The organism is Segatella copri, from assembly GCF_019249655.2.
GTDB lineage: Bacteria > Bacteroidota > Bacteroidia > Bacteroidales > Bacteroidaceae > Prevotella.
Map to the genome: position 1 here is coordinate 3,656,920 of NZ_CP137557.1, position 13,655 is coordinate 3,670,574.

The following is a 13,655-nucleotide window of genomic DNA, read 5'->3' on the forward strand; positions in this document are numbered from 1 at the left end:
CATATGTGCAATATTTTTTGTATCTTTGTAGGAAAATACAAGGATTATGCTAGAGCAACAACAGACCATATCATTCAGTGATTATTCAAGTTTGTATGACTTGATTATCCCAAAAGACAACCTGCTCCGCCAGATTACTGACCTGGTGGACTTTAGTTTCGTATACCAGGAATTGCAGGACAAGTATTGTCATGACAATGGTCGTACAGCAGAGAGTCCTATCCGTATGTTTAAGTATCTTCTTTTAAAGGTAATCTATAACATATCGGATGTTGATGTTGTTGAACGTACTCGCTATGATATGTCGTTTAAGTACTTCTTGGGATTAACTCCTGAGGAGACTAATCTGATTAATCCTAGTTCCTTGACCAAATTCCGTCGACTTCGCCTGAAGGATATGGACCTGTTGGATCTTCTCATCAAGAAGACTGTTTCTATTGCTATAGAAGCTGGTGTCCTCAAGTCTAGAACCATCATTGTTGATGCAACCCATACGCATTCTCGTTCCAACCCTATCAGTGCAGCAAAGAGTTTGGAGTATTATTGCAAGGACGTAATCAAGGTCGTTGATTCTGTAGATGACAGCATGGAATTGCCTGAGCTTCCAAAAGAAAAGAAGTATTCTTCTATCATGACTGCTGCCAAAACAATAGTTGCAACAGTAGAAGCTGACGCTGCAACTGCCAATATGCCTGCAGTCAAGGAACGTCTTAACATGCTGAAAGAAACCATTTCCGATGCAGAGACCCGAGGCGTAATATCAAAAGATGAAGATGCCCGTACAGGACATAAAACAGCGCATTCTTCATTCTTTGGCTATAAGACGCATATAGCTATGAGCGATGAGAGAATTATCACCGCAGCTACCGTCACCTCCGGCGAGAAGGGTGATGGACAGCAATTGCCGGAATTGATAAAAAAGACAGAGGAAGCAGGAATGGAAGTTGATTCCATAGTAGCAGATAAGGCATATTCCAGCAAGGAGAATCTCAAAATGGCAAAGGAAAACAATATGCGCCTCTCTGCTCGTTTAAGCTCTGTAATTGACGGTAATCGAACAAACAAACTCCCTTTTGAATACAACAAGGATGCAGATCTGTACGTCTGCCCAGCAGGGCATCTGGCGAAATGGAAAGAGATGAATAATCGCAAAAATGACAAGCGTCACAGAAACTCCAGCATTACCTATTATTTTGATGTGGACAAATGCAAGGTCTGTCCATTGCGTGAAGGTTGCTACAAGGAAGGAGCCAAGACAAAAACATATGCGGTTACCATCAAATCGGATGAACAGTTGGAGCAAATCGAATATCAAAAAACAGAAGAGTTTATAAATCTTCAGAGGAAACGATACAAGATAGAAGCCAAGAACTCCGAACTTAAGAATGTCTTAGGATATGACAGAGCCCTGTCATACGGTTTGTCGTGCATGGAAATGCAGGGTGCTTTGACTATTTTCGCTGCAAATGTGAAAAGAATCATCAAATTGATGCAAAATGCATAAGGGGGGAAGTAGATTCCTCTATATATTGCCGAATTAAGCGCCAGAAAGGCTATAGAAAGCTATTTGGGGCTATATTCCTGTCCAAAAAAGTATTCCACTTTTAAAAGATGAAATGCTTCTTGGACAAGAATTAAAGTTCAAAAACAAGCTATGCAACTTAAAATTGGGTACCTTTTTCAGTGCCCTCCCTGGGCTAGGAGCTTTTGGGCCTTCAGCCCGTACTTGAACCACTTGCGAAACTTCAATAATGTATATCTAAGAATGATGGACGATATATTGAAACAAATAAACGCTGGCGAGGTGTCGGGGGTGCAGTTCAAGGAACGCATTCTCGACAAATATGATATTGCCTGTGAGTTAGTGGCGTTCAGTAATTCACATGGTGGCAAGTTGGTAGTTGATATAAAGGATAAGACCGGAGAAACCAATGCCACGTTTATGAATAATGACAAGGCACAGGAATTTGTCATTATGGTTTGGAGAGAAGAAAGTAACCAAGTAGGTACCCAAGTCGAGTGGAAAAGTAACCAAGTCGAGGAAAAAAGTGACCAAGTTGGTAACGAAGTCCATGGAAAAAGTAACCAAGTCGAAGACTTAGATACTAGACTTAGACACTCAGACACCAACTTAGACACTCTGACACCAACTTAGACACCGGACTTAGACACTCAGGCACCGACCATGACACTTTTGCCGAAGACCATGATACTTTTTGTTGTAGCCGGATATTTGCAGATGACCAACCCGGAAAATCCTACGGCAAGCAATGTGTCATAAGTCCATGGCACACCCTCATATATTTTTTGCCTTAAGGCTAAATATATTCCCGCTAGGCGTCCCGCCGGATTTGTAATCCGGCGTCAAAAAATGTCCTAACCTATTTAGGTTCTGCGGATTTGCAATCCGCAGCAAAGGAGTGTGCTTTTTCCTTTTGTTGGGGGATTACAAATCCCCCGGTTTTAATAGGTCGAACCTTTTTTACGGCGGATTGCAAATCCGCCGGGACGCCTAGCGGATGACTAACTTGCTGGCTTCCTTAAGAAAGGAAGGGAAAATCCATGTGAAGAAACGTCTCAAATTGGTCGCTCGTAAAATAAGAGCGAATTAAGAGCGAACTACGAGCGAATTACGAGCGAAAAAGTTTTGCTCTTGATTGTAAGTGCTTGAAAATCAAGAATTGCGTCGCTCTTAAATTGCTTGTAATTACGAGCGTAATTAAGAGCGAAAGTTTAAATGGATACAAATAAAATTGGCTCAGGAGAGATTGTCTATCCACGGACAATCTCTCCTGAGCCGCAAATCCTCCGTTTTGCAGAATTACATGTTGAAGATTCTGCAATGGGGCAGGTGAAATGGAGGTCTATGGATTATGGGTGCAAATAGGGTGCAACTTTGAAATGTATAAAAACAAAAGAGCCTTGCAAGTGATTGCTTGCAAGGCTTTATCTTTTGCGCTTCAAGATGGGCTTGAACCAACGACCCCCTGATTAACAGTCAGGTGCTCTAACCAACTGAGCTATTGAAGCATTTTTAACTTTAATAAAATGAGTGATGAAACAAAATCATCGTTTGCGCTTCAAGATGGGCTTGAACCAACGACCCCCTGATTAACAGTCAGGTGCTCTAACCAACTGAGCTATTGAAGCATTTTTGCATTGCAGAAACATGACGTTCCTTATTTGCGTGTGCAAAAGTACTAACTTTTCTCCATTCTGCCAAATTTTTCCCCAACTTTTTTTGCTTTTTCTTCAAAAAAGTGCATTTTTGGGGGCTTAGAGCCACTTTTTTAGACTAAAAATGGTAGTTTTAGCAAAGAAATGAGTAATTTTGTGGGCGAATTACAACCCCGCTCGGATTATCCTCTAAACCGATGATGGGGAGAAAGAAATGAGAAATAATTAATGATGATAAAGATAAGCATGAAAAAAGTATTGATTTCGTTGCTCATGGTGCTGCTCGCAGCACCTGCTTTTGCACAGATAGATAGAGATCATGATTTCAAGACGGCGAAGAATATGGATATATTCAACTCCATCTACAAGAATCTGGACCTCATGTACGTGGATACGCTCGATGCCGAAGAGGTGGTGGGCAATGGTATCAAGGCTATGTTGGGTAGTCTGGACCCTTATACCACTTACTATCCAGAGGAGAAAGTCAACGAACTGAAGAATATGCTCACCGGTAAATATGCCGGTGTGGGTGCCGTGGTGCGCTACAATTTCCAGTTGCAGCGTGTCTGCATCAGCGAGCCATACGAGAATATGCCTGCTGCCGAAGTGGGATTGAAGAAGGGAGACATCATCCTCAGCATCGACAATGAAGATATGACCAATAAAGACGTGGCTTATGTGAGCGATCATCTTCGTGGTGACCCGGGTACATCCTTTATCATTAAGGTGAAACGGCCAAGTACGGGCAAGACTCTGAAGATGAAGATAACCCGCCGTACCATCCAGATGCCGTTCCTCCCATATTACGGTATGCTGGAGGGCGGATTCGGATACATCAACTTCAATTCCTTTACCGACAATTGCGCCAAGGACGTGCGCCGTGCATTCATCGACCTGAAAAAACAGGGTGCCAAGGGCTTGGTGTTCGACCTCCGCAACAATGGCGGCGGTTCGGTGAGCGAGGCGGTGAGCATCATCAACATGTTCCTGCCAAAGGGAAAGACCGTGCTGAAGATGCAGGGCAAGCTGCAGCGTTCCAACAAGGAATACAAGACCAGCGTGGAGCCTGTAGACTCCGTAATGCCGATGGTGGTGCTCGTGAATGGAAATTCTGCCAGCGCCAGCGAGATTATGAGCGGCAGTTTGCAGGACTATGACCGTGCTATTATATTAGGTACGCGCACGTATGGCAAGGGACTGGTGCAGACCACGATGGACCTGCCTTACAACGGACTGATGAAGCTGACCACAGCCAAATACTATATTCCGAGCGGAAGATGCGTGCAGGCGCTCAACTACAAGCATTCCAAGGGAGGCTATGTGGAGCATGTGCCTGATTCCCTGACCAAGGTGTTCTATACCGCCAATGGAAGAGAGGTGCGTGATGGCGGCGGCGTGAAGCCGGATGTTGAGGTGAAGCCTGACTCGCTTCCTAACATCGCCTTCTATCTGGCGGGCGCAAGAGATAGCAACGAGGTGATGCTCAACTACGAAGTGGATTACATCGCCAAGCATCCTACCATCGCCCCTGCCAAGGATTTCGCCCTTACCGATGCCGACTACGATGAGTTCAAGGCAAGAGTGCTGAAGGCGGATTTCAAATACGACCGAGAGACCGAGAAATATCTGAAGGACTTGGAGAAACTCGCCAAGTTCGAGGGATATTACGATGATGCCAAACCGGAGTTTGAGGCTTTGAAGAAGAAGCTGAGCCACAATGTGGCGAAAGACCTGGATTACAACAAGGAGTATATCAAGCAACTGTTGGAAAATGAGATTGTTGCAGCCTATTATTTCCAGGCTGGTGCCATCCAGAACTCTCTGCGTTATGACAAGCAGATTAAGGAAGCTGTAAAGTTGCTGAATTCACCTGAAGAATACAGCAAAATATTGCGTCCGGCAAAGAAATAAGTGCTAAATTCTGCACAATTACCTAAAAATGCGCAGGTTATGAAGAAAAAAACGGGGAAATCTTTGGATATTCTCAAAAATATTCGTAATTTTGCACCGTTCAGTGGAATGAGGGGCTCGCAAGAGTTCCTCATTTTATTTTAAATAGGTATATATGATTGATAAAAACGTCGTAAAAAAATTAGTTGATGAATGGCTCCAGGATCAGGAATATTTCCTGGTAGACATTGAAATCAGTCCGGACAATCGCATCGTAGTCGAGATTGACCACGCTGACGGTGTATGGATTGAGGATTGTGTGGCTTTGAGTAGATATATTGAAGAACGCTTGAGTCGTGATGACGAGGACTATGAGCTGGAGGTAGGATCCGCAGGTCTCGGTCAGCCATTCAAGGTTCCACAGCAGTATATCAACTTCGTAGGCAAGGAGGTAGAGGTGCTCGATGCAGATGGCATCAAGGTAAAGGGCATCTTGAAGGCTGTGGACGGTAACGACTTCACAGTTGGCGTGGAAGAAAAGGTAAAGGTTGAAGGTAAGAAGCGTCCTGTAAAGATGGAAGTGGACCACGTTTACCAGATGGATAAAGTAAAATATACAAAATATATAATCAGTTTCAAATAAGCTATGGCTAAAAAAGAGCAAGAATTAACTGCGAGTATGATTGATACATTCCGCGAGTTTAAAGAAACCAAGAATATCGACCGTACTACTTTGGTAAGTGTGTTGGAGGAAAGTTTCCGCAACGTGCTTGCTAAGATTTTCGGTAGTGACGAAAACTTCGATGTTATCGTGAACCCAGACAAGGGTGACTTCGAGATTTATCGCAACCGTGTAGTTGTTGCCGATGGTGAGGTAGAGGATGAGAACAAGGAAATCGCCCTTTCCGAAGCTCAGAAGATTGAGCCAGACTACGAGGTAGGCGAGGATGTGAGCGAGAAGGTTGACTTCAACAAGTTCGGCCGCCGTGCTATCCTGACCCTTCGCCAGACATTGGCTTCTAAGATTCTTGAGCTTGAGCATGACTCTCTCTATAATAAGTACAAGGATCGCGTGGGTCAGGTAATCTCTGGTGAGGTTTACCAGGTATGGAAGCGCGAGGTGCTTATCGTTGACGACGAGAACAACGAGTTGATGTTGCCTAAGACAGAGCAGATTCCTGGCGACAACTATCGCAAGGGTGAGACAGTGCGTGCCGTCATCCTCCGTGTTGACAACGACAACAACAACCCTAAGATTATCCTGAGCCGTACAGCGCCTATCTTCCTGCAGCGTCTGCTGGAGGCAGAGGTTCCTGAGATAGCAGAGGGTCTGGTAGCCATCCGTCGCATCGCCCGTCTTCCGGGAGAGCGTGCCAAGATTGCAGTGGAGAGCTTCGACGAGCGCATCGATCCAGTAGGTGCCTGCGTAGGTGTAAAGGGTAGCCGTGTTCACGGTATCGTTCGTGAGCTCTGCAACGAGAACCTCGACGTCATCAACTACAGCGCCAATACCAAGCTGTTCATCCAGCGTGCCCTGGCTCCTGCTTCTATCACCTCTGTCACCATCGACGAGGAGAACAAGAAGGCTGAGGTGTTCCTGAAGCCAGAGGAGGTAAGCCTGGCCATCGGTCGTGGCGGTATGAACATCAAGCTGGCTTCTATGCTTACAGAATACACCATCGATGTGTTCCGCGAGGTGGGCGAGAATGAGGCTGATGAGGATATCTACCTGGATGAGTTCTCTGACGAGATCGACCAGTGGGTTATCGATGCTATCAAGGGTATCGGCTACGATACAGCCAAGCAGGTGCTCAACGCACCACGCGACATGATTGTAGAGAAGGCTGACCTTGAGGAGGAGACCGTTGATAACGTTCTCAAGGTATTGCGAGCTGAATTCGAACAATAATTTTCCCTTGCTGGCGGGTGCTACAGGGGAATCAAACTTTAAAAATAGGAGATTAAAATATATATATGAGCATCAGATTACACAAAGCACTACGTGAATTGAATATAGGACTTCAGACGGCAGTTGAATTCCTAGAACGAAAGAAAGACCTGGGAGAGGTCAAGGCCGAACCGAGCTTCAAACTCAGCGACCAGCAGTATCAGGCATTGACTAATGCCTTCAGTCATGATAAGGAGGTTCGCGATCAGGCCGAGAAACTCTTTTCCAAAAAGGGCAAGGATAAGAAGCGTGCACAAGAGCAGGACGACCTTCATGCCGAAAACTCGTTGGAGTCAAGCAAGCAGCAGCAGTTCAAGCCGCTGGGTAAGATTGACTTGGATAGCATCGGCAAGGGAAACTCTGCAGAGTCTGCTGCCCATAAGTCAGAGAAACCTAAGCACGAGACTGCTGCCGTCAGTCACGCGCCAGTAAAAGAAGCTCGTAAGGCTGAGCCAAAACATGATCAGAGACCTCATCAACAGGGCTCTCAGCAAAAACAACAGATGAAACAAGAGAATCAGCAAAAATCACAGCAGCCAAAGATGAATGACTCCAAGGGTCATAAGAATGCTGCACAGGGTAAACAGAATGGAAACGCTCAGCACCAGAATGCTGAGCAGAAGTCACAGCAGAATACTGCTGCTGGCAGTCAGGCTTCAAGTGTATTCACACTTAAGAGTGAGAAGAAGTTCTCTGCCAATGAGCCTAAGGTGTTGGGTAAGATTGACCTCTCTTCTCTCAACCAGAGTACTCGTCCTAAGAAAAAGTCGAAGGAGGAGAGACGCAAGGAGCGTGAGGAGAAATTGGCTCAGCAGCACAACGATCGCAAGAAGCGTGTTCGTATCAACAAGGAGCGTGTTGACATCAATGCCGAAGCTAAGAACAATGGCGACGGTAACGGCCAGAATAATAAGGGCAATAATGGCAACAATGGTGGCAACAAGAAGAACAGAAACAAGAACAGAAATAATAACAATAATAACAAGGGCAATAACAACAACCGCGGCAACCAGCGCCAGATTGAGGTGGACGACGAGGCTGTAGCACGCCAGGTAAAGGAGACTCTCGCCCGTTTGACCAGCAAGAGCCAGAACAAGAAGGGTGCTAAGTATCGTAAGGAGAAGCGTGAGGCTGTTCAGGAGAAGTTGCAGGACCAGGCTCGTCAGGAGCAGAAGGAAAGCAAGACCCTGAAGCTCACTGAGTTCGTTACCGTTAGCGAATTGGCTACGATGATGGACATCAGCGTTACTCAGGTTATCTCTACCCTGATGGGTGTAGGTATCATGGTTTCTATCAATCAGCGTCTGGATGCAGAGACCATCAACATGGTGGCTGAGGAGTTCGGTTTCAAGACCGAATACGTGAGTGCCGAGGTTCAGGAGGCCGTGAGCGAGGAAGAGGATGATGAGAACGACTTGGTTCCACGTGCTCCAATCGTAACCGTGATGGGTCACGTAGACCACGGTAAGACCTCTTTGCTCGACTATATCCGCAATACCAATGTGATTGCCGGTGAGGCGGGTGGTATTACCCAGCATATCGGTGCATACAGTGTTACGCTGAACAGTGGTCGCAAGGTAACCTTCCTGGATACTCCAGGTCACGAGGCGTTCACCGCCATGCGTGCCCGTGGTGCTCAGGCCACCGATATCGCCATCATCATCATCGCAGCCGATGACTCTGTGATGCCTACTACCAAAGAGGCTATCGCCCATGCACAGGCTGCCGGTGTGCCAATGGTATTCGCAATCAACAAGATTGATAAGCCAGGTGCCAACCCAGACCGTATCCGTGAGGACTTGGCTAACATGAACCTGCTCGTTGAGGAGTGGGGAGGTAAGTATCAGTGCCAGGAAATCAGTGCCAAGAAGGGTATCGGTGTTCACGATCTGCTCGACAAGGTGCTCCTTGAGGCTGATATGCTCGACTTGAAGGCTAACCCTAACCGTCGCGCAACAGGTACCATCATCGAGTCTTCTCTCGACAAGGGTCGTGGATACGTTTCTACCGTATTGGTTGCCAACGGTACCTTGAAGGTAGGCGACATCGTTCTCGCCGGAACTTCTTGGGGCCGTGTCAAGGCGATGTTCAATGAGCGTAATGCCAACATCAAGTCAGCAGCTCCAGCTGAGCCAGCTATCATCCTCGGTTTGAACGGTGCGCCTACTGCAGGTGACCAGTTCCACGTAATCGAGACAGAGCAGGAGGCTCGCGAAATCGCCAACAAGCGTGAGCAGTTGCAGCGTGAGCAGGGCTTGCGTACTCAGAAGCGCTTGACCTTGGGTGATATTTCTCACCGTATCGCACGTGGTGAGTTCCACGAGTTGAACGTCATCGTGAAGGGTGATACCGACGGTTCTGTTGAGGCATTGAGCGACTCATTCATCAAGCTTTCTACCGAGAAGGTTCAGGTGAACGTAGTCAACAAGGCTGTGGGTCAGATTTCTGAGAACGATGTGATGTTGGCTTCTGCTTCAGATGCTGTCATCGTTGGTTTCCAGGTTCGTCCATCTGCTGATGCACGCAAGGCTGCCGACCGTGAGGGTGTTGAAATCAACACATACTCTATCATCTACGATGCTATCGACGATATCAAGAGCGCGATGGTAGGTATGCTCGACAAGGTGAAGAAGGAAATCGTTACCGGTCAGGTTGAGGTGAAGCAGACCTTCAAGATTTCCAAGGTGGGTACTATTGCCGGTGGTCTCGTTACCGAGGGTAAGGTACACGCTAAGGATAAGGCTCGCGTCATCCGTGACGGTATCGTCATCCGTACAGCAGAAATCGGTGCCTTGAAGCGTTACAAGGACGATGTCAAGGAGGTGGTTACCGGTATGGAGTGCGGTTTGAGCCTCGTCAACTACAACGATATCCAGGAAGGCGACATTATCGAGACCTTCACAGAAATCGAGGTAGAGCAGAAATTGTAATATAGCATATATTATATATAATAAGGTAGGGATGAGTCCTCAGCGGCTTATCCCTATTTAGGGTTAAAATAACGAAAGGTTATTCTAAATAAAATGGCAGAAATAGAGAAAGAACAGAATCAGGTTGTCAAGGACGTGATAGACCAGAAATATGAGTATGGTTTTACCACCGATGTACATACTGAAATCATAGAAAAGGGTCTCAACGAGGATGTTGTGCGCCTGATCTCGCAGAAGAAGGGAGAGCCAGACTGGATGCTCGAATTTCGTCTGAAAGCCTACAATTACTGGAAGACGCTCAAGGAGCCAAAGTGGGGACACGTGCACGTGCCACCTATTGACTACCAGGAGATTTCATACTATGCCGATCCTTTGGCAAAGAAGCCGAAGAACAAGGAGATTGATCCTGAGCTGGAGAAGACATTCGACAAGCTCGGTATTCCTCTGGAGGAGCGTCTGGCTTTGAGCGGCACCGCCGTGGATGCCATCATGGACTCTGTGTCGGTGAAGACTACCTTCAAGGAGAAACTCCGTGAGAAGGGCGTCATCTTCTGCAGTATCGGCGAGGCAGTGAAAGAGCATCCTGATTTGGTAAGAGAGTATCTGGGAACCGTGGTTCCTTATCGTGATAACTTCTATGCAGCCTTGAACAGTTGCGTATTCAGTGATGGCTCATTCGTTTATATTCCTAAGGGCGTCCGCTGTCCGATGGAGTTGAGCAGTTACTTCCGCATCAATGCCCGTAACACCGGTCAGTTTGAGCGTACATTGATCATCGCCGATGATGATGCCTACGTTTCTTACCTGGAGGGATGTACAGCGCCAATGCGTGATGAGAACCAGCTCCATGCAGCTATCGTAGAGATTATTGTCAAGGATAATGCAGAGGTGAAGTACTCTACCGTTCAGAACTGGTATCCTGGTGATGAACATGGTAAGGGTGGTGTGCTGAACCTGGTAACCAAGCGAGGTGACTTGCGTGGTGTGAACTCTAAGTTGAGCTGGACTCAGGTAGAGACGGGTTCTGCGATTACCTGGAAGTATCCTTCCTGCATCTTGCGTGGCGACAACTCTGTGGCAGAGTTCTACAGTGTGGCTGTTACCAACAACTATCAGGAGGCTGATACGGGTACCAAGATGATCCACATGGGTAAGAACACCAAGAGTACCATCATCTCTAAGGGTATCTCGGCAGGTCATAGCCAGAACTCCTATCGTGGTCTGGTTCGTGCTACATCCAATGCCGATAATGCCCGCAACTACAGTTCCTGCGACTCTTTGTTGCTGGGCAGCGATTGCGGAGCGCATACCTTCCCATACATGGATGCCCATAACGATACAGCCGTGTTCGAGCATGAGGCAACTACCTCGAAGATTTCAGAAGACCAGCTCTTCTATTGCAATCAGCGAGGTATTCCTACCGAGGAGGCTGTCGGTCTGATCGTAAACGGCTATGCCAAGGATGTGCTCAACAAGTTGCCTATGGAGTTTGCCGTAGAGGCACAGAAACTCCTGAGTGTTTCACTCGAAGGAACCGTAGGATAATCATCATTATTCTCGATGAAATCGATAAAAATAGACTAAAATTATGTTAGAGGTAAAGAATCTGCATGCTACTATTGCAGGCAAAGAAATATTGAAAGGTATCAACCTGACCATCAACGATGGTGAGATACATGCTATCATGGGACCTAATGGTTCCGGTAAGTCAACCTTGAGCGCTGTGCTCACAGGTAACCCTCTCTATACCGTAACCGAGGGTGAGGCTATCTTCAACGGCAAGAACCTTCTGGATATGAAGCCAGAGGACCGTGCCCGTGAAGGCTTGTTCCTCTCTTTCCAGTATCCAGTGGAGATTCCTGGCGTATCCATGACCAACTTCATGCGTGCGGCTATCAATGCCAAGCGCGAGTATCAGGGTTTGGAACCATTGAACACCAGCGAATTCATGAAGCTGATGCGTGAGAAGCGCGAGTTGGTGGAACTGGACAGCAAGTTGGCTCGCCGTTCTGTAAACGAAGGATTCTCAGGTGGTGAGAAGAAGCGCAACGAGATTTTCCAGATGGCGATGCTGGAGCCAAAGCTTTCTATTCTCGATGAAACCGACTCGGGTCTCGACGTGGATGCTATGCGTATCGTGGCTGACGGTGTGAACAAGATGCATACCGACCAGACTTCTGCCATCGTCATTACTCACTATGAGCGTCTGCTCGATATGATTAAGCCAAGTGTGGTTCACGTACTCTATAAGGGTAGAATCGTGAAGACTGCCGGTCCTGAACTTGCCAAGGAGATTGAGGCTCGTGGTTACGACTGGATCAAGGCTGAAGTAGATGAGAAATAATAGGAGGATGGCTATGCTTTCAGAAAATCAATATTTAGACTTGTATCAGTCTTCTTCGAGAATGATCAAGAGGAACAGTGCTGAGGTGCTCAATGCGGTGCGCGATGCTGCCTTCGAGGACTTCCGTCGCCTGGGCTTCCCTTCCCGAAAGGTAGAAAGATACAAGTACACAGATATGAGTGCCATCTTCGAGCCAGACTATGGCTTGAACTTGAACCGTCTGGAAATTCCGGTAGATCCATACGAGGCTTTCCGCTGCGATGTGCCTAACCTGAGCACTTCGCTCTACTTCGTGGTGAACGATGCTTTCTATAACAAGGCATTGCCAAAGGTGGAGTTGCCAGAGGGTGTTATCGTGGATTCTTTGAGCAAGATTGCTACAGAAAACCCCGATTTCATCGAGAAATACTATGCCAAGATTGCCAAAACCGATGAAGATGGCATCACGGCATTGAATACATTTCTGGCACAGGATGGCTTGTTGATCTACGTACCAAAGAACGTGAAGGTGGAGCGAACCATTCAGGTAATCAATATCCTTCGTTCGGATGTTGATTTGATGGTAAACCGTCGTGTCCTCATCGTGATGGAACAGGGCGCTGAGGCCAAGCTCCTCTTCTGCGACCATGCAGCCGATGACAAGAACTTCCTCGCTACCCAGGTAATCGAGGCTTATGTTGGCGAGAATGCCAGTCTCGACCTCTATTGTCTGGAGGAGACTCATTACAAGAACCGTCGTGTCAGCAACGTTTACATTGAGCAGCAGGCTAACAGCCGTGTAAACCATAACGTCATCACGCTTCATAACGGTATCACCCGCAACCGACTCGACCTCGTGTTCAAGGGCGAGGGAGCTGAGTGCTTCTGCAATGGTTGTGTGATTGCCGATAAGAACCAGGTGGTAGATAACAATACGCTCATCGACCACCAGGTGGGTCATTGTACCAGCAACGAACTTTATAAGTATGTACTCGATGGTGAGGCACGTGGTGCTTTTGCCGGTAGAGTATTGGTTCGTCATGGTGCCCAGAAGACTACTTCGCAGGAAACCAACCAGAATCTCTGTGCTACGAAGACTGCCCGCATGTTCACCCAGCCGATGCTGGAGATTTATGCCGACGATGTGAAGTGTGCGCACGGAAGTACTGTAGGTCAGCTCAACGATGCGGCATTGTTCTATATGCAGCAGCGTGGAGTGAGCCGTGAGGAGGCTAAGTTGCTCCTTCAGTTTGCATTTATCAACGAAGTCATCGACAAGATGGAGCTGGAGCCATTGCGCGATCGCCTGCATCATCTCGTAGAGAAGCGATTCCGTGGTGAGCTCAATAAGTGTGAGGGCTGCAAGCTTTGCAAGTAGATAATATCC

The 13,655-nt window shown here is 47.2% G+C and carries 9 protein-coding genes and 2 tRNA genes; 9 read left to right on the forward strand and 2 right to left on the reverse strand.

Annotation, left to right across the window (positions count from 1 at the left end; all coding sequences use genetic code 11):
* Positions 1–46: 46 nt before the first annotated feature.
* Together KUA49_RS14960 and KUA49_RS14965 are read left to right on the forward strand one after the other, a co-directional pair.
* The gene (locus tag KUA49_RS14960; protein ID WP_218413607.1) at positions 47–1,504 is read left to right on the forward strand and encodes an IS1182 family transposase; all 1,458 of its coding nucleotides are present in this window, start codon (positions 47–49) and stop codon (positions 1,502–1,504) included.
* Positions 1,505–1,765: 261 nt separating this feature from the next.
* The gene (locus KUA49_RS14965; RefSeq protein ID WP_318331634.1) at positions 1,766–2,155 is read left to right on the forward strand and encodes a helix-turn-helix domain-containing protein; all 390 of its coding nucleotides are present in this window, start codon (positions 1,766–1,768) and stop codon (positions 2,153–2,155) included.
* A gap of 801 nt (positions 2,156–2,956) precedes the next feature.
* Here KUA49_RS14965 and KUA49_RS14970 read toward each other — a convergent pair.
* A tRNA-Asn gene (locus KUA49_RS14970) sits at positions 2,957–3,030 on the reverse strand.
* A gap of 46 nt (positions 3,031–3,076) precedes the next feature.
* Positions 3,077–3,150: transfer RNA gene (locus KUA49_RS14975), tRNA-Asn, on the reverse strand.
* 273 nt (positions 3,151–3,423) lie between these two features.
* On the opposite strand from KUA49_RS14975, the gene KUA49_RS14980 reads away from it, so the two are divergent.
* The 7 genes from KUA49_RS14980 (at position 3,424) to sufD (ending at position 13,646) form a co-directional block, all read left to right on the forward strand.
* Positions 3,424–5,088, forward strand: a complete 1,665-nt coding sequence (locus KUA49_RS14980; protein WP_218413448.1) for a S41 family peptidase — start codon at positions 3,424–3,426, stop codon at positions 5,086–5,088.
* A gap of 154 nt (positions 5,089–5,242) precedes the next feature.
* The gene (gene rimP, locus KUA49_RS14985; RefSeq protein WP_203040614.1) at positions 5,243–5,710 is read left to right on the forward strand and encodes a ribosome assembly cofactor RimP; all 468 of its coding nucleotides are present in this window, start codon (positions 5,243–5,245) and stop codon (positions 5,708–5,710) included.
* Positions 5,711–5,713: 3 nt separating this feature from the next.
* Positions 5,714–6,976, forward strand: coding sequence for a transcription termination factor NusA (gene nusA / locus KUA49_RS14990; protein WP_203040613.1), 1,263 nt, complete (start codon positions 5,714–5,716; stop codon positions 6,974–6,976).
* Between the two features lie 65 nt (positions 6,977–7,041).
* Positions 7,042–9,945 carry a translation initiation factor IF-2 gene (gene infB, locus KUA49_RS14995; protein ID WP_218413447.1) on the forward strand — a complete coding sequence of 968 codons (2,904 nt, stop codon included), beginning with the start codon at positions 7,042–7,044 and terminating at the stop codon, positions 9,943–9,945.
* A 93-nt stretch (positions 9,946–10,038) separates the two neighbouring features.
* Entirely contained in the window at positions 10,039–11,490 is a 1,452-nt protein-coding gene (gene sufB, locus KUA49_RS15000) for a Fe-S cluster assembly protein SufB (protein WP_022120773.1), read from the forward strand.
* 43 nt (positions 11,491–11,533) lie between these two features.
* Entirely contained in the window at positions 11,534–12,289 is a 756-nt protein-coding gene (gene sufC, locus KUA49_RS15005) for a Fe-S cluster assembly ATPase SufC (RefSeq protein WP_089544837.1), read from the forward strand.
* A 13-nt stretch (positions 12,290–12,302) separates the two neighbouring features.
* On the forward strand, positions 12,303–13,646 hold the full coding sequence (sufD, locus tag KUA49_RS15010; protein WP_218413446.1) for a Fe-S cluster assembly protein SufD: 1,344 nt from the start codon (positions 12,303–12,305) through the stop codon (positions 13,644–13,646).
* The last annotated feature ends 9 nt before the right edge of the window (positions 13,647–13,655 follow it).